Below are 23956 nucleotides of genomic sequence, written 5' to 3'. Positions count from 1 at the left end.
GGTCCGTCCGGGTCAGGCCTGGTCGAGCTTGCGGCGGAGCCAGCCGGGGATGTGCGCGTCGGTGCGGGGGAAGCGGTCGAGGTCCAGCGCGTAGGCGGACGGGGTGAGCGGCGGGGTGAACTCGGGTTCGCCGTCGTAGTCGAACTCGGCGCTGAACCGGCCGGAGCGCTCGATCTCCAGCCGGGCGGTGAACCAGGCGCCCTTGCCCCGCCGGTACATGACGCGGCGCAGCTCGTCCATCTTCCCGACGGCCTGGCCCGGCGGCATGGCCTTGCGGCGCTCGCCGTCGGCGTCCTCGACCTCGAAGGACGCGCTGTCGATGCCGACGGTGGCGCGGAACTCGAAGCCGAGCCGCTCCCAGCCCTGGGGCGCGGCGGACCGCAGCGCGCGCACGGCGCCGTTCACGGTCTCGCGCTCCTGCGGGGAGCGCAGGACCTGCTCGGAGTGGGTCACGCTCGAACCTCCGGTACCGTCGTGGCCGCTTGTCCCGGCGGAGGCCGGACCCGGGGCGCCGGGCCGTCCCCCTGGGACGCACTGCCCCCGACCGTACCGACATCCGCGCCGGGATCGAGCAGCGCCGGCCGTGTCGCGGCGAAACCGCCGGCCGCGTTCCGCGCCCAGCCGGGACGATCTTGGTCGAGCCGGGCGCGGGCGCGGGGGCGGCCGCGGCACGGCCCGCGATGACGCATGCCGCCCCTCTTGGGCGGATAGGGTCGTCCGAATGCGGAACGAGGGGCCGGTGGACTGGGGGCGCGTGCCCGCGCGGGTGCTGCTGCGCGGCGGCCCCGAGGGATGGCACTACGTCGTCGTGGACGACAAGGGCGCGGAGCGGCGCACCGAGGTCGACGGCCCCGGCACCCGCTGGCAGACCGGCGGGCGCCGCGACCCCGAGCCGCCGTGGTGGCCGCGCCGCCTCGCCGAGACGGCCGAGGGGCTGCGCGCCGCGATCGCCGAGCGGCTGACCGACGCGACCTTCTCCGACCTGGGCGCGGAGGCCGCGATCACCTGGTTCGCGGTGGACGACCCGGTCGAGTGGGAGGGCCTGGTCACGCTGCGGGAGGCCGACCCGGCGCGGTTCCCGGGGCGCGTCGCGCCGTTCGTGATCGACCTGGAGCCGGGGCGCGGGGCCCTGCTCCCGAACGCCCACCTGCTGTTCAGCACGCCGGCGACGGACGCCTGGACGACCCTCGCCGCCGTCGCCGAGCGGTGCGGCACGCCGCCGCCGAGGGCGCAGTTCCTGTGCGGATGGGCCGATCACCGCAGCGTCCGGGTGGGGCGCGGGGTGCTGTCGCTGTCGACGGAGCGGTCCGCGACCGGCGAAGAGCGGGTCGCGGAGATCTGCGGCACGCGGCGGTCCGGCTGGAGCGGCAACCCGGAGATGCGGTTCCGGCTGGACGGCATCGACCTGCTGGACGAGCCGGCGGGCGATGTGACCGCGCTCCTGTCCGAGCTGGGGCACGAGGTCGTGCGGCGGGGGCGGGCGGTCCGGCTGCCCGCGCTGGGGCTCACGCTCCACGAGCCGGACGAGCGCGCCGCGGGCCCGTCCCCGCGGCGTCATGACGGGCGCGAGCGGTTCGCGGGCGTGTCGATGCAGCTCCCGGCCTCCCTGGTCCCGCTCTGGAGCACCGCCTGACCCGTCGCGGCCCGGCGGCCGGGACCGGGCCGGCGGCGGGTGACCGAGTCGGCCGCAACGATCCCGACACGCACCGGGGACCTGCCCGTCACCGGGGCGCAATCCGGCCGCCCTAGGTTCGCCGATCATGAGCAGCCGTGCACGTCACACAGCCCTCGCCCTGACCACCGCCGCCCTCGCCGCCGCTCCCCTCGCCGCCGTCGCCGCCCCCGCCGAGGCCGCCGAGGCCGCCGCCCCGCGGACCCTCAACGTCCACCGCGGCGGGCCCGCCCGCTCCTTCACCTTCTCCGCCGGACGCGGCGGTGAGGCCCTGGTCGGCTTCACCGCGTCCGCGCCAGGCGTGTCCTGGGCGAAGAAGGGCGCCGAGTCCGCCGTGGTCTCCATCGCGGTGGACGGCCGCCACGTCACCGACCTCGTCGTCCCCTCGTCCGACCCGACGCCCCGCAGCCTCGCCCTCGGCCATGTCGACCGGGGCAGGCACAAGGTGACGCTCCGGTTCGCCAAGGGCAGCGCGCCGGCCGCCCGCAGCGTGCGGCTGGCGCGTCCCAGCGTCCGGATGCCCGCCGCCGACCAGCTCGTCCTGCGCTACGCGCCCGTCGTGGTCGGACGGACCCTGGCGTTGACCGGCGACGCGTACCAGAACGCCACCACCGACACCCCGCTCATCGCCTGGCACGAGACCAAGCCCGCCACGACCCCCGGCCACAAGATCCTCGAATACTCGGTCGTCTGGAGCAATGAGGACGGCGGTACGGACACACCCGCGCTCATGGCCCGCTGGGGCCGCACCACCGACATCGAGTGGATCTACCGCGTCGAGGTCGACGCCAAGGGCAACCGGGTGGACGGCACCGGCGTCTACCAGGCGCCCGAACACGCGACTCTGAAGTTCACCGGCAAGTACGAGGCCGACCATCCGCTGCTGCAGACGTGCACGGTGAACAACAACATGTGCGACGCCGTCACCCCGGACTCGCCGCTGCGCTTCATGCCGGACGTCACGGCGACGCGGCCGGACGACCGCACCCGCGAGTACGTGATGGACCAGCAGCCGTGGACGTACCGGGTCATGGCGCAGGAGATGCTCCGCGAGGGCAAGATCGAGAGCCCGTCCGACCCCGCGACGACGGCGGTCGGCGACCAGCGCACGTACCTGTTCGTCGAGTTCGCCAAGACGACCGGCGCCGCCACCGGGACCGGCTCGGTGCCCGGCGTGGCGCTCGGCGTGCGGTTGAAGTCCGACCCGTCGCGGCTCTACCGGTCCGACCACGACCAGCCGACCTGGTCGATCGACCGGGACGGGCCGGTCGCGACGACGGTCGAGCTGCCGGAGGGCACGACGGCGTCCGACGTCGCGAGCGTCGAGGCGATCCGGCGGCCCATCGGGCTCGGCGACAACGGCGCGCCCGCCACCGTCACCTCGATCAAGCGGGGGTTCTTCCTCGACTCCTCGTACCTGCCGCAGCAGTCGTTCCTGGACTGGACGGGCTCCGTCACGCTCACGCCGCAGAGCCCGTCGGGAGTCCTCTGGCGTCCCTGACGGCCCCGCGCCGGCGGCGGGGACGGGAAAGGCAGGAAACCGGACGAACTCCGGGCGCGTCGAAGGAGTCGTACACTTCGCCGACACCTCGCTCAGCGACCCCGGAGAGGACACCCGCCATGGCCTACGGGCCTCCCCCGCCGCCCGGCCCGGGCCCGCAGCCCGGATGGCAGCAGCCCCAGCAGCCGCCGCAGCAGCAGCCGTCCCAGCAGCAGAGCCCCTGGCAGCAGCCCGGATCCGCCTGGCAGCAGCCGCAGCAGCCTCCCCAGCCGGGCGCGGCGTGGCAGCAGCCGCAGCAACCCGGCCAGGCGTGGCAGCAGGCGCCGCAGGGGCGCGGCACGACGCCGATGCCGGGCCATTACGGCCCCGTCAGCGACGACGAGCGGACCTGGTCGCTGATGGCCTACCTCGGCCAGTTCCTCGTCGGCGCCATCGCGCCCGCCATCGTCTACCTCGGCAAGGCGCGCTCGCCGTTCGTCCGGCGGCACGCCGCGCAGGGCCTCAACATCGGCATCGCGGCGATCGCGGTCTGGATCGTCGGCGGCCTGCTCTCGCTCGCCGTCGAGGTCCTCATCTGGGTGCCGCTGCTGTTCACCGCGGTCGTGCTGTTCTTCCTGGTGTACGCCGCGCGGGCGGCCAACCGCGGCGAGTTCCGCGCGGTGCCCGCCGTCGTCGCCTGGCCCCTGATCAAATAGCGGCGCGCCCGCCCGGCCCGCCGGGCGGGCCGAAAGCTACTTGCGGCCCTTGTCGGCGGACTCGCCGCCGGTGGACAGCGCGGCGACGAACGCCTCCTGCGGGACGTCCACCCGGCCGATCGTCTTCATCCGCTTCTTGCCCTCCTTCTGCTTCTCCAGCAGCTTGCGCTTGCGGGAGATGTCGCCGCCGTAGCACTTGGCGAGGACGTCCTTGCGGATGGCGCGGATGTTCTCGCGCGCGATGATGCGCGCGCCGATCGCGGCCTGGATGGGCACCTCGTACTGCTGCCGCGGGATGAGCTCCTTGAGCTTCGCGGTCATCATCAGCCCGTACTCGCGCGACTTGTCCTTGTGCACGATCTGGCTGAACGCGTCCACGGACTCGCCCTGCAGCAGGATGTCGACCTTCACCAGGTCGGACTCCTGCTCGCCGCTCGGCTCGTAGTCCAGCGAGGCGTACCCGCGGGTCCGCGACTTCAGCTGGTCGAAGAAGTCGAAGATGATCTCGGCGAGGGGCAGCGTGTAGCGGATCTCGACCCGGTCCTCCGACAGGTAGTCCATGCCGAGCAGCACCCCGCGCCGCCCCTGGCACAGCTCCATGATCGCGCCGATGTGGTCGCTCGGGGACAGCAGCGTCGCCCTCACGACCGGCTCGTACACCTCGCCGATCTTGCCTTCGGGGAACTCGCTGGGGTTGGTGACGGTGTGCTCGGAGCCGTCCTCCATCACCACCCGGTAAACGACGTTCGGCGCGGTGGAGATCAGCGACAGGCCGAACTCGCGCTCCAGCCGCTCCCGCACGATCTCCATGTGCAGGAGGCCGAGGAAGCCGCAGCGGAAGCCGAAGCCCAGCGCCGCCGACGTCTCCGGCTCGTAGACCAGCGCCGCGTCGTTCAGCTGCAGCTTGTCGAGCGCGTCGCGCAGTTCGGGGTACTCGTCGCCGTCCACCGGATACAGGCCGGAGAACACCATCGGCTTCGGGTCCCGGTAGCCGCCGAGCGCGTCCGGCGCCGGGCGGCCCGCGACCGTCACCGTGTCGCCGACCCGCGCCTGCCGGACGTCCTTCACCCCGCTGATCAGGTAGCCGACCTCGCCGACGCCGAGCCCCTGCACGGGCTTCGGCTCCGGGGAGATGACGCCGACCTCCAGGGTCTCGTGCGCCGTCCCCGTCGACATCATCAGGCTCTTCTCGCGGCGCGACAGCCGCCCGTCCATGATCCGGACGTAGGAGACCACGCCGCGGTAGGTGTCGTACACCGAGTCGAAGATCAGCGCGCGGGCCGGGCCGTCCGGGTCGCCGACCGGCGCCGGCACCTCCTGGACGATCTTGTCGAGCAGCTCGCGCACGCCCTCGCCGGTCTTGCCCGACACCCGCAGCACCTCGGACGGGTCGCAGCCGATGATCCCGGCCAGCTCCTCGGCGTACTTCTCCGGCTGCGCCGCGGGCAGGTCGATCTTGTTCAGCACGGGGATCAGGTGCAGGTCGGCCTCGAGGGCCAGGTACAGGTTGGCGAGCGTCTGCGCCTCGATGCCCTGCGCCGCGTCCACCAGCAGCACGGCGCCCTCGCACGCCGCCAGCGACCGCGACACCTCGTAGGAGAAGTCGACGTGGCCGGGCGTGTCGATCAGGTTCAGCACGTAGTCGGTGCCGCCCGAGCTCCAGGGCAGCCGGACGGCCTGACTCTTGATCGTGATGCCGCGCTCGCGCTCGATGTCCATCCGGTCGAGGTACTGGGCGCGCATCTGGCGCTCCTCGACCACGCCGGTCAGCTGCAGCATGCGGTCCGCGAGCGTCGACTTGCCATGGTCGATGTGCGCGATGATGCAGAAATTGCGGATGATCGCGGGATCGGTCTTGTCAGGCTCAGGCGCTGGCACCGGGGTCCGTTCGCAAATTCACTGGTGGACAATGATTCCGTACGTCCCATAGTCCCATGCCGGGCGCGATGCTCAGTGCACGCCCTCCGGAGCGGCTCCCGCACGCCCGCATCCAGCCGGTTCGCGGTGCGCGAGCGCGGTTGGTAAGCTGTGCGACTGCGTGTGGCGTAGCGTCGTGCCCCGGGGGCACCGTCCGCCCCCCGTCAGACATCCCTGTTCGCGCCTGCCGAGTCGGCAGGCCATGATCGCAACCAAGGCTGAGGCACTACGACGTGGCTAACATCAAGTCCCAGATCAAGCGGAACAAGCAGAACGAGAAGGCGCGCCTGCGCAACAAGGCCGTCAAGTCCGAGCTGAAGACCGCGATCCGCAAGTTCCGCGAGGCCGCCGAGGCCGGTGAGGTCGAGACGGCCGTCGCCGCGCAGCGCGTCGCCGCCCGGAAGCTGGACAAGGCCGTCAGCAAGGGCGTTATCCACAAGAACCAGGCCGCCAACCGCAAGTCGGCCATCGCCAAGCAGGCCGCGGCGCTGCAGGCCAAGTAGGCACGGCGCGACCCGAGGTTCAACGCGCACGCCCGGGGCCGGTCCATCGCGACCGGCCCTGACGCATGCCCGGAAACCGTCGCCGCGAGCGGCGGGCGAGTCGGAGAAGGCGGCGGGGAGGCGGTCGCGGACCCATGGACGCGCGGCGCACGGTGAAGATCTCCAAGTATCTCGCCAAGCACCTGCGGCACCGCCCCGAGCGCATCGGCCTCACCCTCGACGCCGGGGGCTGGGCCCGCGTCCCCGACCTGCTCGACGCCGCCGCGCGGCACGGCTTCCCGATCACGCGCGCCGAACTGGAGCACGTGGTCGCCGTCAACGACAAGCGGCGCTACGCCCTCGACGGCGACCGGATCCGGGCGGTCCAGGGGCACAGCATCGAGGTCGACCTCGACCTCCCGGTGGTCCCGCCGCCCGACCTGCTGTACCACGGCACGCCGGAGCGCCATGCCGAGTCGATCCGGCGCGAGGGGCTGCGGCCGATGGGCCGGCACGCCGTCCACCTGTCCGCCGACGACGAGACGGCCCGGCGCGTCGGCGCGCGCCGCGGGGCGCCCGTCGTCCTGGTCGTCGAGGCCGGGCGGATGGCCGCCGACGGCCACGAGTTCCGCGTCAGCGCGAACGGCGTCTGGCTCGCGGGCGCGGTGCCGCCGGAATATCTTCGCTGATCAGCCGGGCGTCCGCCCACGACGGGACGTGCCGCACCCAGTCCGGCACGTCGCCCTTCTGCGGCCCGAACAGGTACCGGTGCGGGACGACGTCGCGGATCGCCCGGTGCACGTCCAGCCGGTCGTCGATCATGTGGGTGATCCCGAGCTCCGCGCAGTGCAGCGCCTTCTCCGGCCGCTTCCGGCAGAACCGGACGTTCCCTCGGGGCAGCCCGGTCCGGCCGTAGAAGTCGTCGTGGTCGAGCCATGCCAGCGTCCGCTCGCGGATCCGGTCGCCGCACTTGGAGATGATCCACGCCCGTCCGCCGAACGCGTCCACGAGCCCCGGCAGGACGTCGTACACGCCGTCCGCCGCCGGGGACGCCATCGCCGCCGCGAAAGACCCGCCGAGGAAGGTCGTGTCGTCGGTCCCCGGGGCCGACACCCCCTGGATGACGCGGCCGAAGTCGATGCCGAGACGAGGTTCCATGCCTCGACCCTGGCCTCGCCGCCGCTAGAACGGAACTATCGATCAGTCGGCTGTCTATAGTTCAGCACTATGGAACTGAGCCGCCTGTCGACCGACGCGCTCGCCTCCTTCGCCGCGTTCGCCGACCGCCTCAACTTCACCCGCGCCGCCGAGGACCTGCACATCTCCCAGCCGGCCCTGCACGTCAAGATCCGCAAGCTCGCGGAGACCCTCGGCCGCCCCCTCTACACCCGGCACGGCCGCCGCATCGCGCTGACCCCGGCGGGCGAGGCCGTCGCCCGCCTCGCCCGCGACCTCGACGCCCGGGTGGCCGCCTTCCTCGCCGACCTCGACGGCACCGCCCCGTCCCGCCTCCCGGTGCTCGCCGCCGGCGAGGGCGCCTACCTCTACCTGCTCGGCGACGCCGTCCGGCACGGCGTCCGGCTGATCAACGGCGACCGCGCCCGCACGCTCACCGCCGTCCGCACCGGCCGCGCCGACCTCGGCGTCGCGGTCCTGGACGTCCTGCCGTCCGACCTCGCGACCGTTCCTCTGGCCGCGTACCCGCAGGCCCTCGCCGTCCCGGACGACCACCCGCTCGCCGCCCGCCGCTCGCTGGCCCTCGCCGACCTCGCCGGCGCGTCCCTGGCCGTCCCGCCGCCGTCCGGCCCGCACCGCGTCGCCCTGGAACGCGCCCTGCGCGCCGCCGAGGTGCCCTGGACGGCCGCCGTCGAGGCCGAGGGCTGGCCGCTGCTGCTGCACTTCGTGTCGCTGCGCGCCGGGCTCGCCGTCGTGAACGGCTGCGTCGTTCCTCCCCCGGGAGTCGTCCTCCGCGAGATCATCGACCTGCCGGCCGTCCCCTACTACGCCGTCCACCTGCCGGGCCGCGGCGACGACCCGCTCGTCGCCGGCCTGCTGACCAGGATCCGCACCGCGCTGAGCACCGGGAGCCCACCATGCACTTCGAGGTCACCGTCGACATCGACGCCGCCCCCGAGACCGTCTGGAACCTGCTGAAGGACGTCGAACGCTGGCCGGACATGACCGCCTCGATGAGCAGCGTCGACCTGCTCGACACCCCGCTCGCCGAAGGCTCCCGCGCCCGCGTCCGCCAACCCGGCATGCCCGCCGCGGTATGGACGGTCACGGCGTTCACCGAGAACGAGAACTTCACCTGGCGGTCTCGCTCCCCCGGCGTCACCACCACCGGCGGCCACGAGGTCCGCCCCGGCCCGTCCGGCGGCACCACCGTCCGCCTCACCCTCGACCAGACCGGCCCCCTGGCCCCGCTGATCGCCCTCCTGCTGGGCTCCCGGACCCGCCGCTACGTCACCATGGAGGCCAACGGCCTCAAAACCGCCGCCGAGCCCTCCTGACCACCCAACCCACCAAGCACCCCACCACCAACTAGGCCCCACCAACCCAACGCCCCGCCCCTGGCGCGCCCAAAACCCGGGCCGAACCGGCGGCACACGACGCCCACCCACCGACCACCACACGGCCACCGCCCACACGATGGGGTCCAGTCGGCCACCCACCGCACGAGGAACGCCATACGGCCACCGACCGCATGATGGATGGCAGTCGGTCACCGGCTGCGAGGGGGGGCGGTGGTCAGCCCCGGGCGGCGACGATGTCGGCGACGGTCTTCTCCAGCGCGTAGGCGGGGTCGGCGGCGCCGCCCTTCACCTGCGCGTCGGCCGCGGCCACGGCGGTCAGGGCACGCGCCACGCCGTCGCCCGACCAGCCGCGCAACTGCCTCTGCACGCGCTCGATCTTCCACGGCGGCATCCCGAGGTCCTTGGCCAGCGCGGCGCCGCGGGCTCCCCGCGGCGCGCCGCCGACCTTGGCCAGGCCGCGGACGCCCTGCGCCAGCGCACTGACGATCAGCACCGGCGCCACTCCCGTCGCGAGCGCCCACCGCAGCTGCTCCAGCGCCTCCGCCAGGTGCCCCTCGATCGCCTTGTCCGCGACCGTGAACCCGCTGACCTCGGCGCGACCGCGGTAGTAGCGGGCGACGGCGGCGTCGTCGATCTTCCCGCCGGTGTCGGAGACGAGCTGGCTGCACGCGGCGGCCAGCTCGCGCAGGTCGTTGCCCACGGCCTCCAGCAGCCCGCGCGCCGCGTCCACCGAGATCTTCCCGCCCGACCGGCGGATCTCCGCGCGGACGAAGTCGACCCGCTCCCCCACCTTGGTCACCTTCGGGCAGGAGATCTTGCGCGCCTTCAGCTTCGTCAGCCCGTCGACCAGCGCCTTGCCCTTGGCGCCGCCGTGGTGGACGGCCACGAGCACCACGTCCTCGGCGGGGTTCTTGGCGTACGTGAGCACCTCGGCGCTCAGGTCCTTGCCCAGGTCCTGCACGGACCGGATCACGAGCACCTTCCCGCCGCCGAACAGCGACGGCGACGTCAGCTCCGAGATCCGCCCGGGCTCCAGCCCGCCCGGCGCGAGGTCGATGACCTCGGCCTCCGGGTCCCCCGCCCGCACGGACGCGGCGACCTCGCCGATCGCCCGCTCCACGAGCAGCTCTTCGTCTCCCACGATCAGGATGATGGCCTCGACCGACACCCCAGCAGCATGCCACGCCCCACCCCCTCCCCGCGCCACCTCGCCCCGCGCCCCCCGACAACACGGCCCCCCAATCCAGTGGCGGGACGGGTCAGCGGCGGGCGGATCAGCGGCGGGCGGGTCAGCGGCGGGGGACGGCGGCGGGGCCGGCTCTGGTGCGGATGATGGCGATGTCTCCTTCCTGGTCCGTGCGGTGGACTTGGGTGTGAATGCGGCCGAGCAGCGCGAGGGTGGACGGGGACGGGTGGCCGTAGTCGTTGTCCCGGCCGACGGACACGAGGGAGATCGACGCGTGGGCGGCGGCCAGGAAGCGGGGGTCCTGGCTGCGGGATCCGTGGTGCGGGACCTTGAGCACTTGGACGCGGGGGACGCTTGTTTCCAGGGCGCGCTGCGCGTCGGTCTCGACGTCGCCGGCGAGCAGGGCGCTGAAGCCGGGACGCCGGGCGACGAGGACGATGCTGGCGTTGTTGATCGTTGTGCCGTCGTCCTGCGGTGACAGGGCCGGGCCGGTGCTCGGCGCGAGGATCGCGAGGGTGAGGTCGCCGACGCGCCATTGCCGGCCGGCGAGTGCCGGACGGGTCGGCAGGCCCGCGATGAAGCGGTTCTCGGCACCATCGGTGAGGGGCGTCCTGAGGACCTCGCGGACGGTGCGGCCGTGCCGTACGCCGGACGTCCCGCCGATGTGGTCGGCGTGCGGATGGGTGAGGACCAGCAGCGGCACGTCCGTCACCTGGAGGCGGGAGAGGCAGCGGTCGACCGGGGCGGGGTCGGGGCCGGCGTCCACGACGACGGCGCGGCCGGGGCCGGCGGCGAGCGCCAGCGCGTCGCCCTGGCCGACGTCGCAGGCGACCATCTGCCAGCCCGGTGGCGGCCAGCCGGGAGCCATCACCCGCAGGACGACGACGGCGACCAGCACGCCCGCCATCGCGGCGACCACGAGCAGGCGCAGGCGGGGACTGCGGAGGATCAGCACGGCGACGCCGCCGGCCAGCAGCAGGGTGACCGCGCCCAGCCCGCCGCCGGTCCACGGGATCGTCGCGTAGGGAAGCGCGGCGGCGGTGCGGGCGACCCAGATGATCCACCCGACTGCGAGGCCCGCTGGCCAAACCACTAGGCGGGCGAGCGGCAGCGACACAGGCGCGATGGCTGCACTGAGGGCGCCCAGAAGCGTCGCGGGCGCGACGGCGGGGGCGGCCAGTATGTTCGCCGGCAGGGACACCACCCCGACCTCGCCCGAGAGCATCACCAGGACCGGCGCCACGGCCACCTCGGCGGCCGCCGCGACGGCGAGGGCGTCCGCGAGCGGACCGGGCAGGCGGCGCGCGAAGCGTTCGCGCCAGGGCGGCGCGAGGACCAGCAGGCCTGCCGTCGCGAGCACCGAGAGGGCGAAGCCGTAGGAGCGCGCCAGCTCCGGGTCGATCAGGACGAGCAGCAGCACGGCGGCGCACAGTGCGGGCACGCCCTGCCGGGAACGTCCGGTGAACAGCGCGAGCAGCGCCACCAGTCCCATGACCGTGGCCCGCAGGACGCTCGGGTCCGGCCGCGCGATCACCACGAACGCGGCCACCGCCACGGCCGCGACCGGCGGGGCGCGCCGGCGGCCGAGGCCGGCGACGCGGCACAGCCACAGGACGGCGCCGATGACGATCGCCAGGTTGGCGCCGGAGACGACCAGCAGGTGGCTGAGCCCCGCGGCGCGGAAGTCGTCGGCGAGGTCCGGGGTGAGCCGGGAGGTGTCGCCGTCGACCATGCCGGGCAGGACGCCCCGCTGGTCGGGCGGGAGCCGGTCGGCCGCCGCGCGCAGCCGCTCGCGGACCCTCGCCGCAACTCGCTGGACCGCGGACGGACCGCCCAGCACCACCGGCGGGCCCCGCACGATCACCACCGCGGCGAGCAGCTCGGCACCGTGCGGCTCGTCGAACCGGCCGCGCAGCCGCACCCGCTGACTCGGCAGCAACCCGAGCCAGCGCCGGTCGTGCGCGATCAGCAGCACCGGCACGCGCACCTCGGCCCCCGCGACCGCTTCCAGCCGCGCCCGGACGATCACCATCGGCCGCCCGCCGCCCTTCCTGGCCTGCGGGTCACCGGTCAGGACCACCTCGGCCGCCGCCGTCCCGCCCGTCCGGGCAAGCGCGCGGACGGGCCCAGTGCTTACGGCGGTCGCCCGGAACGCGACCACGGTCGCGGACGCGGCCACGCAGACCAGCACCATCCCCAGCAGACGACGATCGAGCATCCGCGCCGTCCCGAACACGCCGCCCCTGTTCGAGAGCGCGCTCAGCTGACCGGTCGCCGGTCGCTCACCTCCGACCACCGATTCCCCTGACCCCCGCGACGCACCCACCGGCGCCACCGACGGCCACCGCCCACGACCACCCGACCCCTCCCCGGTCCCGACCGGAGAACCGACGGACCCGTCAGCTGACGCCCGCGACTCCGCCGCTGGTGCCACCGGTGGCCACCGCCCACGACCATCCGAGTCCTGCCCGGTCTCAACCGGAGAATCGACGGGCTCGTTCGCCTGCCACGATTCGCCTGTCGCCGCGTCCGGCATCGCGGGCGCGTCTTGGGCGGCGTCCGAGGTGCGACGCCTGAGCGCCGGCTCCGATGACGTCCGCTGCTCGCGATCGTCCGACCTCCCGGTGCCGAAGGCCGCTTGCTTTCGGTGAGGCCGTGCATTCGGTGCGTTGGATGGCGGGTCTTGAGGCTCGTTCGGGTTTGTCGGGGTCGCCTCTCCTGGTTCGGTGGGGTGTCTGGGTGGTCGGCGGTCTGGGGCGGGGGGTGCGGTGTTCTGGCGGCGGGATGTGGTGAGGAGGTAGATGGCGGCGGCGGTCGTGGTGGCGGCGACGGTCCAGGTGAGCGCGGCGGGGACGCCGATCGTCAGGGCCGCGGTGATCCAGGCGGCGAGGGCCGGGGCGGCGAGGCGGAGGTCGTGGGTCATACCCGCACCATCGGTTTCAGGTCGGCCAGGCGGCGGGCCCCGATGCCGGTGACGTCCTGGAGCTGGTCGACCGAGCGGAAGCCGCCGTGCTGGGTGCGGTAGTCGATGATGCGCTGGGCGAGGACGGGGCCCACGCCCGGGAGCTGGTCGAGCTGGTCGACGGTGGCGGTGTTCAGGTCCACAGGCGTTCCGGGGGCGGACGGAGCGCCGGAGGCGGGAGGCGCCTCGCCGGCCGGTGGTGGCACGCCGGGAGCGGGCGAGGGCATGCGGATGCCCACCGGGATCTGCTCGCCGTCCACGAGCTTGCGGGCGAGGTTGAGGGTGCCGGTGCGGCCGCCGGGACGCACGCCGCCCGCGGCCTTGATGGCCTCCTCGACGCGGGATCCCGACGGGAGCGTGACCACCCCGGGGTGCTTGACCTTGCCCAGGACGTGCACGACGACGGTGCCTGCCGGGCCGGCGGCGGGGACGGCCGAGGGAGACGGCCCGGACGACGCCGGGGCGTCGGCGGACGCCTCGACCGGGGCGGCGTCCGCGCCGGCGGGCGCAGGGGCAGGGCGCGGGCGGGCCAGCCAGAGGTACCCCGCCGCGACGAGGGCGGCGATCACCGCGATGACGGCCAGGACGCGCACGTTCGCCTTCTCCGGCCCCGACCGCAGCCGGGCGGAGGGCGGCTGCGCCGGCGTCGACTGCGCGGTCGGCGGCTGGGCGGAGGGCGGCTTCAGCCGGTCGACGAGGGTCTGGAGGCGGTCGTTGGCGGTCATGTGGCCGACGCTAGGCGCGCCGCCCCTCCGCCGGCAGGCCCGCCGGAAAATGTGGATAACCCCCGCCGAGCCCCGCCTGATCAGGGCTTTCGCGGCGAGGTCACAGGTGGGGTGCGATCACCACGCCGACCATTCCGGGGCCGACGTGGGCCCCGATGACCGGTCCGACCTCGCCGACGTAGACGTCCTCGACGTGCGGGATGCGCTCGCGCAGCCGGGCGGCGAGGACGTCCGCGCGCCCCGCGGCGGCGAGGTGCTGGACGCCGAGGTCGACGCGGCGGGCTCCCGCCTGCTCGACGGCGAGCTCCTCGAGCCGGGCGAGCGCCCGCGCGGACGTGCGCACCTTCTCCAGCGGCATGATCCGTCCGCCGGCGATGTCCAGCAGCGGTTTGACCATGAGGGCGGAGCCGAACAGAGCGCCTGCGGCACCGATCCGGCCGCCGCGGCGCAGGTGCTCGAGGGTGTCGACGTAGATCAGCGAGCGGGACATTCCGGCGCGGCGCTGCGCCGCGTCGGCCGCGGCGTCGGCGTCCCCGCCCGCCATCGGCGCGGCGGCCGCGGACAGGGCGGCCAGCCCGAGTCCCATGCCGATGGTCCCGCTGTCGACCACGCGGACGGGGACGGGTGCGTTCTCGGCCGCGAGGCGGGCCGCCGCCAGCGTCCCGGACATGGCCGCCGACAGGTGCACGGACACCACCGCCTCCGCGCCGGCCTCCGCGGCGGCCTCGTAGGCCTGGGCGAACCGCCCGGGTGAGGGACGGGACGTGGAGACGGGCCGCCGGTCCCGCAGCGCGCGGACGGCCTCGGCGCCGCTGATGTCGCCTTCGTCCCGCATGGCGCCGTCCAGGGAGATCTGCAGGGGGACGACGGTCAGCCCGTGCCGTTCGGCGAGCCCCGGCGGGAGGTAGGCGGTCGAGTCCGTGACGATCGCGACGGCGCTGCCCATGAACGCGACATTACTCCCCGGGGCCCGCCGGTGAATGCCCGCAAAGTGCGACGAACCCGGCTGCCGGACGGCGGTGCCGAAGAGGCGTCAGGGCTGGACGGGGACGCCGCCGCGCCACACCCGCAGCGCGCGCAGGCCGAACGCCCACGCGAACGCGCCCTCGTGGTCGGCGTCCCACAGCACGATGTCGGCGAGCATGCCCGGCGCCAGGGAGCCGCGGTCGCCGACGCGCAGGGCGGCGGCACCGCCGAGCGTGGCGGCGCGCAGCGCCTCGGTGACGCTCAGCCCGAACATGGCGACCGAGAGCCCGATGACGAGGGGCATCGAGGTGATGCCGCACTGGCCGGGGTTGTGGTCGGTGCCGAGCGCGACGGTGACGCCGCGGTCGAGCATCTGCCGGACGGGCGCCGGTGCGCGGCTGCTGTTGAGGGCGCTGCCGGGGCAGACGGTGGCGGTGACGCCGGCGTGCGCGAGGGCCTTGATGTCGTCGTCGTTGGCCTGGGTGAGCAGGTCGGCGGACGCGCAGCCGACCTCGGCGGCGACCTGCGCGGCGCCGATGCGCTCGTTGGCGCAGGCGTGCATGCGCGCCTTCAGCCCGGCGCGCTTGCCGGTGAGCAGCAGCGCGCGGGCCTCCTCGGCGGTGAAGTGGCCCTCGTCGCAGTAGACGTCGATCGAGTCGGCGCCCGCGACGGCGGCGTCGCCGGCCCACAGGCGGACGGCCTCGATGTAGTCGCGGCGGCGGCCGAAGAACTCCGGCGGGAGGATGTGGGCGGCCAGGAACGTCGCGTGGATGCGCGGCATGGACGGCTCGCCCTCCAGCGAGCGCAGCATCCGGATGTCGGCGAGTTCCCCGTCGCGGGTGAGGTGGTAGCCGGTCTTGGCCTCGACGGTGGTGGTCCCGGCGAGGATCCACTGCCGCAGCCGCTCCCGGACGCCGTTGCACAGGGTCCAGGGGTCGGTGCCCCGGGTCACGGTGACGGTGGAGTTGACGCCGCCGCCGGCCGCCGCGATGGCCGAGTGCGACGACCCGCTGGTGCGCATCGCGAGCTCCGCCCAGCGGTTGCCCGCGTAGACGGGATGGGAGTGGGCGTCGATGAGGCCGGGGGTGACCAGGCCGCCGCCGAGGTTCTCGACGTGGTCGACGTCGACGATGTCGTCGATGATCCCCGGGACGCTCTGCGGCAGGTCCGACGCGGGCCCGGCCCAGACGATGCGGTCGTCGTGGATCAGCACGGCGGCGTTGCTGCAGACGTCGGTGCCCGTCCAGAGCCTGCCGATGTTCGTCAACAGCCGTACCGTCATAGGGTCACCGACCTGCTCGAGACGAGGCGCCGCGCGGCACGGCACCGGACGCTGCGGAGGGACCCGGCGGTGCGGGGTGCGGAACTCGGGGGCGCGGCGCCGCGGGACGCGGCGGGCCGGCTGGTCGCCGTCCGGTGTTCGCACCTGCCATCGATGGGGCCACCTGCTCTCGATCCGAAACGCCGACTGGGTGCCGGCGATTCACCGTTGGAGGACCGGGTGATCGGGCGACCACCACTGGCAACGAGACCGGAGATATCGGTTTCGTCACGGTAGTGCACTGAAGGCCCGTCCGACAAGCTCTGGTCGGCGCTGGTCAGCCGACCGGACGTGACCCGCACGCCGATCGGCGCACCCCATGGTGTCCGGTCGCAGCGCATTGACAGCCATCACCCGCCCCCTAGCCCTTCGACCGTACGGATTTCAACGGAACCGTCAAGCCGATTGGGGAAGCTGTCACCGTTCGGCGACCAGGAACGCGCCTCGCGCGAGATTCGGACGGGCCCAGACCGTCCTTTCCGGACGACCTGAGCCCGTACGGCCCTCTCGGGGGCGGGTCAGACGGTCTGCGCGGCCACCTCGTACCTGGACAGCTCGGCCGCCAGGTCCTCCGGGACGCGCGCGTGCAGCAGCGTGCCCTCGGCGACGTGGTCCTGCTTGAGGACCTCGCCGCGCTCGTGCACCCGCGCGACCAGGCCGCCGCGCTCGTAGGGCACCAGGGCGCGCAGCTCGCTCTCCAGCCCGGGCAGGTCGGCCTCGATCGCCGCGCGCAGGTCGTCCATGCCGAACCCGGTGCGGGCGGAGACGACGACGCTGTGCGGCTCGCGGCGCTGCAGGCGGGCGATCGCCAGGTCGTCGGCCGCGTCCGCCTTGTTGATGACGATGATCTCGGGGATCCCGTCGGCGCCGATCTCGCGCAGCACCTCCCGGACGGCGTCGATCTGCGCCTCGGGGTCGGCGTCGGAGCCGTCCACGACGTGCAGGACCAGCCCGGCGTCGGAGACCTCCTCCAGCGTCGAGCGGAACGCCTCGACGAGCTGGTGCGGCAGGTGCCGGACGAACCCGACGGTGTCGGCGAGGGTGTAGCCGCGGCCGCCCGGCGTCTCGGCGCGCCGGACGGTGGGGTCGAGGGTGGCGAACAGCGCGTTCTCCACCAGCACCCCGGCGCCGGTGAGCCGGTTGAGCAGGGACGACTTGCCCGCGTTGGTGTAGCCGGCGATCGCGACGGCGGGCACCTCGTGCCGGCGCCGCTCGCCGCGCTTGGTGTCGCGCGCCTTGGACATCTCGGCGATCTGCCGGCGCAGCTTGGCCATCCGGGTGCGGATCCGCCGCCGGTCCAGCTCGATCTTGGTCTCGCCGGGGCCGCGGCCGCCGATGCCGACGCCGCCGGCGGCGCGGGCGCCGACCTGCCGGGACAGGTTGCCGCCCCAGCCCCGCAGCCGCGGCAGCAGGTAGTCGAGCTGGGCCAGCTCGACCTGCGCCTTGCCCTCGCGGCTCTTGGCGTGCTGGGCGAAGATGTCGAGGATCAGCGCGGTCCGGTCGATGACCTTGACCTGGACGGTCTCCTCCAGGTGCCGCAGCTGGCTCGGTGCCAGCTCGCCGTCGCAGATGACGGTGTCGGCGCCGGTGGAGATGACGACGTCGCGCAGCTCGGCGGCCTTGCCGGAGCCGATGTAGGTGGCGGGGTCGGGCCGGGTCCGGCGCTGGACGAGCCCCTCGAGCACCTCGGAGCCCGCGGTCTCGGCGAGCAGCGCCAGCTCGCGCAGGGAGTTCTCGGCGTCGGTCGCGGTGCCCTCGGTCCACACGCCGACGAGGACGACCCGCTCCAGCCGCAGGGCGCGGTACTCGACCTCGGTGACGTCGGTGAGCTCGGTGGACAGTCCCGCGACCCGGCGCAGTGCCCGCCGGTCCTCGAGATCCAGCTCGCCGGTCATGGGCTCGGCGTCGAACTCGTCGAAGGTCCGGTCCTCGTGGGTCTGGTCTGCAGAGAAAGGAAGAGTCATATGTCCTCGGTAGAACGCCGCGGCGCGGCCGTATCTTCCCCGCGATCGTCTCACGGGCCGTCGTCCCGGGTCACGCGGTTATCGCACGCCCGGCGGCGCGCGGGGCGTGGGTTGGCGCGATCGCGCGCGGGGAGGTCAACGGCACGGCGGGAGGGCGGCCCCGCTTTGACCGGGCTCCGTACCGCCGAGTAGCGTTACTCCGTAAGACAGAAGTGGAATTTCACGATACGAAAGGGCGGGCAGATGGCCGATCTGGAAGGTGTCGAGGTCGACGGACCTCTCGGGGAGCGGTACGAGGAGATCCTGACGCCCGAGGCGCTCGGCCTGCTCGCCGCCCTGCAGCGCGAGCTGGGCGGCCGCCGCAAGGAGCTGCTGGCGGCCCGCGCGGAGCGGCAGCGCGCCCTGTCGGCGGGCGGGACGCTGGACTTCCTGCCCGAGACCGCGTCCGTCCGCGCGGACGACACGTGGCGGGTCGCCGAGCCGGCGCCGGGCCTGGAGGACCGCCGCGTCGAGATCACCGGCCCCACGGACCGGAAGATGACCATCAACGCGCTCAACTCCGGCGCGAAGGTGTGGCTGGCCGACTTCGAGGACGCCAACACCCCGCTGTGGAACAACATGATCGAGGGGCAGCTGAACCTGCGCGACGCCCTCGACCGCGCCATCGACTTCACCGACCCCAAGTCGGGCAAGACCTACGCGCTCAAGGAAGACGCCGAGCTGGCCACCATCGTGGTCCGGCCGCGCGGCTGGCACATGGAGGAGAAGCACCTCCTTATCGACGGTGAGCCGATGTCGGGTTCGCTGTTCGACTTCGGCCTGTACCTCTTCCACTGCGCGCGCCGGCAGCTGGACAAGGGCAAGGGCCCCTACTTCTACCTGCCGAAGATGGAGAGCCACCTGGAGGCGCGGCTCTGGAACGACGCCTTCAACCTCGCCCAGGACTCCCTGGAGATCCCGCGCGGCACCGTCCGCGCCACCGTCCTGATCGAGACGATCCCGGCCGCGTTCGAGATGGAGGAGATCCTCTACGAGCTGCGCGACCACTCCGCGGGCCTGAACGCCGGCCGCTGGGACTACCTCTTCTCGGTGATCAAGAAGTTCCGCGACCGCGGCACCGACTTCGTCCTGCCCGAGCGGAACGCGATCACGATGACGGCGCCGTTCATGCGCGCCTACACCGAACTCCTCGTCCGCACCTGCCACAAGCGCGGCGCGCACGCGATCGGCGGCATGGCCGCGTTCATCCCGTCGCGCAAGGACGAGGAGGTCAACAAGGTCGCGCTGGAGAAGGTCCGGGCCGACAAGACCCGCGAGTCCGGCGACGGGTTCGACGGCTCCTGGGTCGCCCACCCCGACCTCGTCCCGGTCTGCCGCGAGGTCTTCGACGGCGTGCTCGGCGACAAGCCCAACCAGCGCGACCGGCTCCGCGAGGACGTCAGCGTCTCGGCCGCCGACCTGCTCAACATCAAGGCCACCCCCGGCGACATCACCGAGGCCGGCCTGCGCGGCAACGTCGACGTCGCCCTGCGCTACCTCGCCACCTGGCTGAACGGCTCCGGCGCCGTCGCCATCCACAACCTCATGGAGGACGCCGCCACCGCGGAGATCTCCCGCTCCCAGGTGTGGCAGTGGATCTACAACGGCGTCTCCACCGCCGAGGGCAAGAAGATCACCAAGGAGTGGGTCGAGCAGCTCCTCGACGAGGAGCTGGCCAAGATCCGCACCGAGCTCGGCGACGCCTACAACGAGCCCCGCTTCAACCAGGCCGTGACCCTCTTCAAGGAGGTCACCCTGGCCGACGAGTACTCCGAGTTCCTCACCACCCCCGCCTACCAGCAGTTCCCGTAACCGTGTTTTCCCAGGGGGGCGACCCCCTGGAACCCCCGTTGCGACCGACAGGCCGTTTCCCCACTCCGCTGGCGCTCCGTGGCGAAACAGCCTGTCGGTCGGCGGGCAGGCTCGCTCCGCTCGCTGCGCTCGCCCCGCGTGCCCGCCCGTGACCGGGGCTCAGGCCGAGGCGGCCCGATCTTGCCGTCCGCATGGGGGCGGGAGGATGGTGGAGGGGATGGAACCGGTACTGAAAGCGCTTGCCCTGCGGCTGGACGCGATGCTCGGGCCCGATCGGGTCATCACCGACCCGGTGCGGCTGCGCACGTATGAATGCGACGGCCTGACCAACCACCGTTCGACGCCCGCGATCGTCGTGCTGCCCGACACCGCCGAGCAGGTCGCGGCGATCGTGCGCGCGTGCGCCGAGGCGGGCGTCCCCTACGTGGCGCGGGGCTCCGGGACGGGCCTGTCGGGCGGCGCGCTGCCCCGCGCGGACGGGGTGCTGATCGTCACGTCCCGGATGCAGCGGATCCTGGAGATCGACATTCCCGGGCAGCGGGCGGTGGTGGAGCCCGGCGTGATCAATCTGGACGTGACCCGCGCGGTGCGCCCGTACGGGTACTACTTCGCGCCCGACCCGTCCAGCCAGCAGATCTGCTCGGTCGGCGGGAACGTGGCGGAGAACTCCGGCGGCGCGCACTGCCTGAAGTACGGGTTCACCGCGCACCATGTGCTGGGCTGCGAGGTCGTGACGCCGGACGGCGAGCTGGTGGAGCTGGCGGCGGACGGCCCCGGCTACGACCTGCTGGGCGTGTTCGTCGGCGCGGAGGGCACGCTCGGCATCACCACGAAGATCACTGTGCGGCTGACGCGGGTGCCGGAGACCGTGCAGACGCTGCTGGCGGCGTTCGACTCGATCGAGGCGGGCGGCACCGCGGTGTCGGCGATCATCGGCGCCGGGGTGGTGCCGGCGGCGATCGAGATGATGGACGCGCTGTCCATCGAGGCGGCGGAGGCGGCGGTGCGCTGCGAGTACCCGCCGGGCGCGGGCGCGGTGCTGATCGTGGAGCTGGACGGCCCGGACTCGGAGGTCGCCGCGCAGTTCGCCGAGGTGGAGCGGCTGTGCCGGGACGCGGGCGCGTTCGAGATCCGGATCGCCGCCGACGACGCGGAGCGCGCGCTGATCTGGAAGGGCCGCAAGTCGGCGTTCGCCGCGGTCGGCCGGATCAGCCCCGCCTACCTGGTGCAGGACGGCGTCATCCCGCGCACCGCGCTGCCCCAGGTGCTGGCGCGGATCGACGCGCTGTCGGCCGAGTCGGGCGTGCGGGTCGCGAACGTGTTCCACGCCGGGGACGGCAACCTGCATCCGCTGGTGCTGTTCGACGACTCGGAGCCGGGCGCCGCCGAGCGCGCCGAGGAGGTGTCGGGCGCGATCCTCGACCTGTGCATCGAGCACGGCGGGTCCATCACGGGCGAGCACGGCGTGGGCGTCGACAAGTCGCGCTACATGCCGCGCATGTTCACCGACACCGATCTGGACACGATGCAGATGGTCCGCTGCGGGTTCGATCCCGCTGGGTTGTGCAATCCGGGCAAGGTCTTCCCCACGCCGCGGCTGTGCGGGGAGGTCCCGGGCGTGCGCAAGGGCCCGCACCCGTACGAGGGAAAGGCGGACATCTTCTGATGCAGCCGTTGGACGCCCTGGCCAAGGTCTGCGACGACGTCCGTACGGGCGAGCCCGAGGAAGGCGTGCTGGGCGTGCAGCCCGCCCTAGTGGCCGCCCCCGCGTCCGTTGCGGAGGCCGCCGAGGTGATGCGCGTCGCCGCCGAGAAGGGCCTGTCCGTCATCCCTCGCGGTGCCGAGACACGGCTGGACTGGGGAACGCCTCCCGAACGCTGCGATCTGCTGGTCGACACCCACCGCCTGGACAAGCTGATCGAGCACGCCTCAGGAGACCTGGTCGCCAAGGCGGAGGCAGGGCTGCCCCTCGAAACGCTGGCTGAGAGGCTCGAGGAGAAGGGTCAGCGGCTCTCGCTGGACGTTCCGCTGCCCGGTTCGACGGTCGGCGGGACCATCGCCGCCGGCGCCGCCGGCCCTCTCCGCACGCTGTACGGGACGCCGCGCAACCTCGTCATCGGCCTCACGGTCGTCCGGGCGGACGGGAAGGTCGCGCGTTCCGGCGGGAAGGTCGTCAAGAACGTCGCCGGGTACGACCTTGGCCGGCTGTTCTCCGGCTCGTACGGCACGCTGGGCCTCATCGTGGACGCGACGTTCCGCCTCCACCCGGTGCCGACCGCGACCGCGTGGGTGACATGCCAGGTGGACGGCCCGCAAGAGGCGCACGATGCCGTCCAGGCCGTCCTGCACTCGCCCGTGGCGCCCAGCGCCCTTGAGTACATCGCCCCAGGGACGGTCGCGGCGCTGCTGGAAGGCGTACCGGACGGTGTCGTCGCCCGCGCTGGGCAACTCGTCGAACTCCTCGGCGGCAAGACCGACATCACGGAGAACGCACCGGACGGCTGTGGCGCCTACCCCGACGGCACGACTCTCATCGACGTCACCGCTCCACCGCCTTCGCTTAGCGACCTGATCGGTGTCGTCAACAGCTTGGGGAACGGCGTCGCGATGACCTGGAACGGCAGTGGACATGGACATATCGGTCTGCCGTCCGGCCTGAGTGCCGAAGAGGTGGCCGGAGCGCTCAGCGCGCTACGCGACGTTCTAGGCCGCCACAAGGGCGGCGCCGTCGTCCGCTACGCGCCACAGGACGTGCGCAGCGAGATCGATCTGTGGGGGCCCGTTCCGGCCCTGGGCCTGATGCGCCGCGTCAAGGACCAGTTCGACCCTGATCACCGGCTGTCCCCCGGCCGCTTCGTGGGAGGAATCTAATGAGCGCCCAGGACGACCTCCCGAAACTCCTCGGCGACTGCGTGCACTGCGGGTTCTGCCTGCCGACGTGTCCCACCTACGTGCTGTGGGGCGAGGAGATGGACTCCCCGCGCGGCCGCATCCACCTCATGCAGCAGCACGTGGAGGGCGCGCCCCTGAACGCCCCGATGGTGCAGCATTTCGACCAGTGCCTCGGGTGCATGGCGTGCGTGACGGCCTGCCCGTCCGGCGTGCAGTACGACCGTCTCATCGAAGTGACCCGTGCCGAGGTGGAGCGGGAGCATCCCCGTTCGCTGAAGGAGCGGGCCATCCGGGAGGCGATCTTCCGGCTTTTCCCGTACCGGCGTCGGCTCCGCGCCCTGCGCGGGCCGCTGCTCGCCTACCAGAAGTCGGGTCTCGACCGTCTCGTCCGGCGCAGCGGGCTGCTGGAGCGCATCTCGCCGTCCGTCGCGGCCATGGAACGCCTCGCGCCGCCGCTGGGGAAGGCGCCGCGGCTGCCGGAGTTCGTCGCCGCGCGCGGGGAACGCCGTGCCACGGTCGGCATGCTGACGGGTTGCGTGCAGGGCGAGTTCTTCCCCGGCGTCAACGCCGCCACGGCGCGTGTCCTCGCGATGGAGGGCTGCGACGTGGTGATCCCCAAGCATCAGGGATGCTGCGGGGCCCTGTCCCTGCACTCCGGTCGCGAGGACGAGGCGCGCGCCTTCGCCCGGCGGACGGTCGAGACCTTCGAGTCCGCCGACGTCATCGTGGTGAACTCGGCCGGCTGCGGCTCGGCGATGAAGGAGTACCGGGCGCTGCTCGCGGACGACCCGGCGTGGGCGGCGCGCGCCGAGGCGCTGTCGGCCCGGACCCGCGACCTCGCCGAGTTCCTGGTGGAACTCGGGCCCCGCGCGGAACGAAGGCCACTTCCGGTCACCCTCGCCTACCACGACGCCTGCCACCTCTCCCACGCGCAGGGCGTCCGCGCCCAGCCGCGCACGCTGCTGGGCGGCATCCCGGAGCTGACGGTCCTGGAGGTCGCCGAGCCCGACCTGTGCTGCGGGTCCGCCGGCACCTACAACCTGCTCCAGCCGGAGGCGGCCTCCGCATTGGGCGACCGGAAGGCGGTGAACGTCGACGCCACCGGGGCCGAACTACTGGTCGCCGCCAACCCCGGCTGCTCCATGCAGATCGCCACCGCGCTGGAGCGCCGCGGCGCGCACATCGCGGTCGCGCACACCGCACAGGTGCTGGACGCCTCACTGCGGGGGCTCGGCCGCGACGCCCTTGTCGGACGCACTTCGTAGGGCTCTGACCAGGTGGTTCC

Annotated in this window: 20 protein-coding genes; 11 read left to right on the top strand and 9 right to left on the bottom strand. The window is 73.3% G+C overall.

Going from position 1 to position 23956, the window contains the following annotated elements; all coding sequences use genetic code 11:
- Window positions 1-12: 12 nt before the first annotated feature.
- The gene (locus ABD296_RS14620) at window positions 13-453 is read right to left on the bottom strand and encodes an antitoxin YezG family protein (protein WP_344266509.1); all 441 of its coding nucleotides are present in this window, start codon (window positions 451-453) and stop codon (window positions 13-15) included.
- A gap of 268 nt (window positions 454-721) precedes the next feature.
- Between ABD296_RS14620 and ABD296_RS14615 the strand changes: the two genes are divergently transcribed.
- The 3 genes from ABD296_RS14615 (at window position 722) to ABD296_RS14605 (ending at window position 3868) form a co-directional block, all read left to right on the top strand.
- Window positions 722-1633, top strand: coding sequence for a hypothetical protein (locus ABD296_RS14615; RefSeq protein WP_344266507.1), 912 nt, complete (start codon window positions 722-724; stop codon window positions 1631-1633).
- 127 nt (window positions 1634-1760) lie between these two features.
- Complete coding sequence (locus ABD296_RS14610; RefSeq protein ID WP_344266504.1) at window positions 1761-3173, top strand: hypothetical protein; 1413 nt, start codon at window positions 1761-1763, stop codon at window positions 3171-3173.
- Window positions 3174-3292: 119 nt separating this feature from the next.
- A complete protein-coding gene (locus tag ABD296_RS14605) occupies window positions 3293-3868 on the top strand; it encodes a DUF4870 domain-containing protein (RefSeq protein WP_344266501.1) in 576 nt (191 codons plus the stop codon).
- Between the two features lie 36 nt (window positions 3869-3904).
- Here the strand turns inward: ABD296_RS14605 and lepA are convergent, their stop codons facing one another.
- Window positions 3905-5746: a translation elongation factor 4 gene (gene lepA, locus ABD296_RS14600; RefSeq protein ID WP_344266498.1), complete on the bottom strand. Its 1842-nt coding sequence runs from the start codon at window positions 5744-5746 to the stop codon at window positions 3905-3907.
- A gap of 272 nt (window positions 5747-6018) precedes the next feature.
- Here lepA and rpsT point away from each other — a divergent pair, with 272 nt between their 5' ends.
- Both rpsT and ABD296_RS14590 read left to right on the top strand, forming a co-directional pair.
- Window positions 6019-6288, top strand: coding sequence for a 30S ribosomal protein S20 (rpsT, locus tag ABD296_RS14595; RefSeq protein ID WP_344266495.1), 270 nt, complete (start codon window positions 6019-6021; stop codon window positions 6286-6288).
- A gap of 134 nt (window positions 6289-6422) precedes the next feature.
- Window positions 6423-6956, top strand: coding sequence for an RNA 2'-phosphotransferase (locus ABD296_RS14590; protein WP_344266492.1), 534 nt, complete (start codon window positions 6423-6425; stop codon window positions 6954-6956).
- On the opposite strand, the gene ABD296_RS14585 is transcribed toward ABD296_RS14590, so the two are convergent.
- Window positions 6901-7425, bottom strand: coding sequence for a hypothetical protein (locus ABD296_RS14585; protein WP_344266489.1), 525 nt, complete (start codon window positions 7423-7425; stop codon window positions 6901-6903). The genes ABD296_RS14590 and ABD296_RS14585 overlap by 56 nt on opposite strands.
- Before the next feature lie 69 nt (window positions 7426-7494).
- On the opposite strand from ABD296_RS14585, the gene ABD296_RS14580 reads away from it, so the two are divergent.
- Both ABD296_RS14580 and ABD296_RS14575 read left to right on the top strand, forming a co-directional pair.
- Window positions 7495-8421, top strand: coding sequence for a LysR family transcriptional regulator (locus ABD296_RS14580; RefSeq protein WP_344266486.1), 927 nt, complete (start codon window positions 7495-7497; stop codon window positions 8419-8421).
- Window positions 8361-8780, top strand: a complete 420-nt coding sequence (locus tag ABD296_RS14575; RefSeq protein WP_344266482.1) for an SRPBCC family protein — start codon at window positions 8361-8363, stop codon at window positions 8778-8780. Before ABD296_RS14580 ends, ABD296_RS14575 begins: the two co-directional genes overlap by 61 nt.
- 238 nt (window positions 8781-9018) lie before the next feature.
- Here ABD296_RS14575 and holA read toward each other — a convergent pair whose 3' ends face one another.
- The 6 genes from holA to hflX all read right to left on the bottom strand — a co-directional run bounded on the left by holA (window position 9019) and on the right by hflX (window position 17928).
- On the bottom strand, window positions 9019-9945 hold the full coding sequence (gene holA / locus ABD296_RS14570) for a DNA polymerase III subunit delta (RefSeq protein WP_407061475.1): 927 nt from the start codon (window positions 9943-9945) through the stop codon (window positions 9019-9021).
- 148 nt (window positions 9946-10093) lie between these two features.
- Complete coding sequence (locus tag ABD296_RS14565; protein ID WP_344266476.1) at window positions 10094-12208, bottom strand: ComEC/Rec2 family competence protein; 2115 nt, start codon at window positions 12206-12208, stop codon at window positions 10094-10096.
- A 701-nt stretch (window positions 12209-12909) separates the two neighbouring features.
- Window positions 12910-13677, bottom strand: a complete 768-nt coding sequence (locus ABD296_RS14560; RefSeq protein ID WP_344266473.1) for a ComEA family DNA-binding protein — start codon at window positions 13675-13677, stop codon at window positions 12910-12912.
- A 100-nt stretch (window positions 13678-13777) separates the two neighbouring features.
- Window positions 13778-14623, bottom strand: coding sequence for a DegV family protein (locus tag ABD296_RS14555; RefSeq protein ID WP_344266470.1), 846 nt, complete (start codon window positions 14621-14623; stop codon window positions 13778-13780).
- Window positions 14624-14710: 87 nt separating this feature from the next.
- Window positions 14711-15925, bottom strand: coding sequence for an imidazolonepropionase (gene hutI, locus ABD296_RS14550; protein WP_173099701.1), 1215 nt, complete (start codon window positions 15923-15925; stop codon window positions 14711-14713).
- A 557-nt stretch (window positions 15926-16482) separates the two neighbouring features.
- Window positions 16483-17928: a GTPase HflX gene (gene hflX / locus ABD296_RS14545; RefSeq protein WP_407061474.1), complete on the bottom strand. Its 1446-nt coding sequence runs from the start codon at window positions 17926-17928 to the stop codon at window positions 16483-16485.
- Between the two features lie 243 nt (window positions 17929-18171).
- On the opposite strand from hflX, the gene aceB reads away from it, so the two are divergent.
- From aceB to ABD296_RS14525, 4 genes are all read left to right on the top strand, one after another.
- On the top strand, window positions 18172-19779 hold the full coding sequence (aceB, locus tag ABD296_RS14540) for a malate synthase A (protein WP_344266463.1): 1608 nt from the start codon (window positions 18172-18174) through the stop codon (window positions 19777-19779).
- 217 nt (window positions 19780-19996) lie between these two features.
- Window positions 19997-21445 carry an FAD-linked oxidase C-terminal domain-containing protein gene (locus tag ABD296_RS14535; RefSeq protein ID WP_344266460.1) on the top strand — a complete coding sequence of 483 codons (1449 nt, stop codon included), beginning with the start codon at window positions 19997-19999 and terminating at the stop codon, window positions 21443-21445.
- Window positions 21445-22650, top strand: coding sequence for an FAD-binding oxidoreductase (locus tag ABD296_RS14530; protein ID WP_344266457.1), 1206 nt, complete (start codon window positions 21445-21447; stop codon window positions 22648-22650). Before ABD296_RS14535 ends, ABD296_RS14530 begins: the two co-directional genes overlap by 1 nt.
- The gene (locus tag ABD296_RS14525) at window positions 22650-23936 is read left to right on the top strand and encodes a (Fe-S)-binding protein (protein WP_344266454.1); all 1287 of its coding nucleotides are present in this window, start codon (window positions 22650-22652) and stop codon (window positions 23934-23936) included. The genes ABD296_RS14530 and ABD296_RS14525 overlap by 1 nt, the downstream gene beginning before the upstream one ends.
- Window positions 23937-23956: the final 20 nt, after the last annotated feature.

This window comes from Actinomadura napierensis (genome assembly GCF_039529375.1).
Lineage (GTDB): Bacteria > Actinomycetota > Actinomycetes > Streptosporangiales > Streptosporangiaceae > Spirillospora > Spirillospora napierensis.
The sequence above is the reverse complement of the archived record's forward strand: the minus strand, read 5'-3'. Positions and strand labels throughout refer to the sequence as shown.

Bases quoted from the DNA above. Each gene is read 5' to 3' on its own strand.
- ABD296_RS14610 (WP_344266504.1), top strand. From the start codon at position 1,761: ATGAGCAGCCGTGCACGTCACACAGCCCTCGCCCTGACCACCGCCGCC.
- ABD296_RS14585 (WP_344266489.1), bottom strand. From the start codon at position 7,425: ATGGAACCTCGTCTCGGCATCGACTTCGGCCGCGTCATCCAGGGGGTG.
- ABD296_RS14560 (WP_344266473.1), bottom strand. From the start codon at position 13,677: ATGACCGCCAACGACCGCCTCCAGACCCTCGTCGACCGGCTGAAGCCG.
- ABD296_RS14555 (WP_344266470.1), bottom strand. From the start codon at position 14,623: ATGGGCAGCGCCGTCGCGATCGTCACGGACTCGACCGCCTACCTCCCG.
- ABD296_RS14590 (WP_344266492.1), top strand. From the start codon at position 6,423: ATGGACGCGCGGCGCACGGTGAAGATCTCCAAGTATCTCGCCAAGCAC.
- ABD296_RS14525 (WP_344266454.1), top strand. From the start codon at position 22,650: ATGAGCGCCCAGGACGACCTCCCGAAACTCCTCGGCGACTGCGTGCAC.
- ABD296_RS14565 (WP_344266476.1), bottom strand. From the start codon at position 12,208: ATGCTCGATCGTCGTCTGCTGGGGATGGTGCTGGTCTGCGTGGCCGCG.
- ABD296_RS14605 (WP_344266501.1), top strand. From the start codon at position 3,293: ATGGCCTACGGGCCTCCCCCGCCGCCCGGCCCGGGCCCGCAGCCCGGA.
- ABD296_RS14615 (WP_344266507.1), top strand. From the start codon at position 722: ATGCGGAACGAGGGGCCGGTGGACTGGGGGCGCGTGCCCGCGCGGGTG.
- hflX (WP_407061474.1), bottom strand. From the start codon at position 17,928: ATGACTCTTCCTTTCTCTGCAGACCAGACCCACGAGGACCGGACCTTC.
- ABD296_RS14575 (WP_344266482.1), top strand. From the start codon at position 8,361: ATGCACTTCGAGGTCACCGTCGACATCGACGCCGCCCCCGAGACCGTC.
- aceB (WP_344266463.1), top strand. From the start codon at position 18,172: ATGGCCGATCTGGAAGGTGTCGAGGTCGACGGACCTCTCGGGGAGCGG.
- ABD296_RS14530 (WP_344266457.1), top strand. From the start codon at position 21,445: ATGCAGCCGTTGGACGCCCTGGCCAAGGTCTGCGACGACGTCCGTACG.
- hutI (WP_173099701.1), bottom strand. From the start codon at position 15,925: ATGACGGTACGGCTGTTGACGAACATCGGCAGGCTCTGGACGGGCACC.
- ABD296_RS14535 (WP_344266460.1), top strand. From the start codon at position 19,997: ATGGAACCGGTACTGAAAGCGCTTGCCCTGCGGCTGGACGCGATGCTC.
- ABD296_RS14580 (WP_344266486.1), top strand. From the start codon at position 7,495: ATGGAACTGAGCCGCCTGTCGACCGACGCGCTCGCCTCCTTCGCCGCG.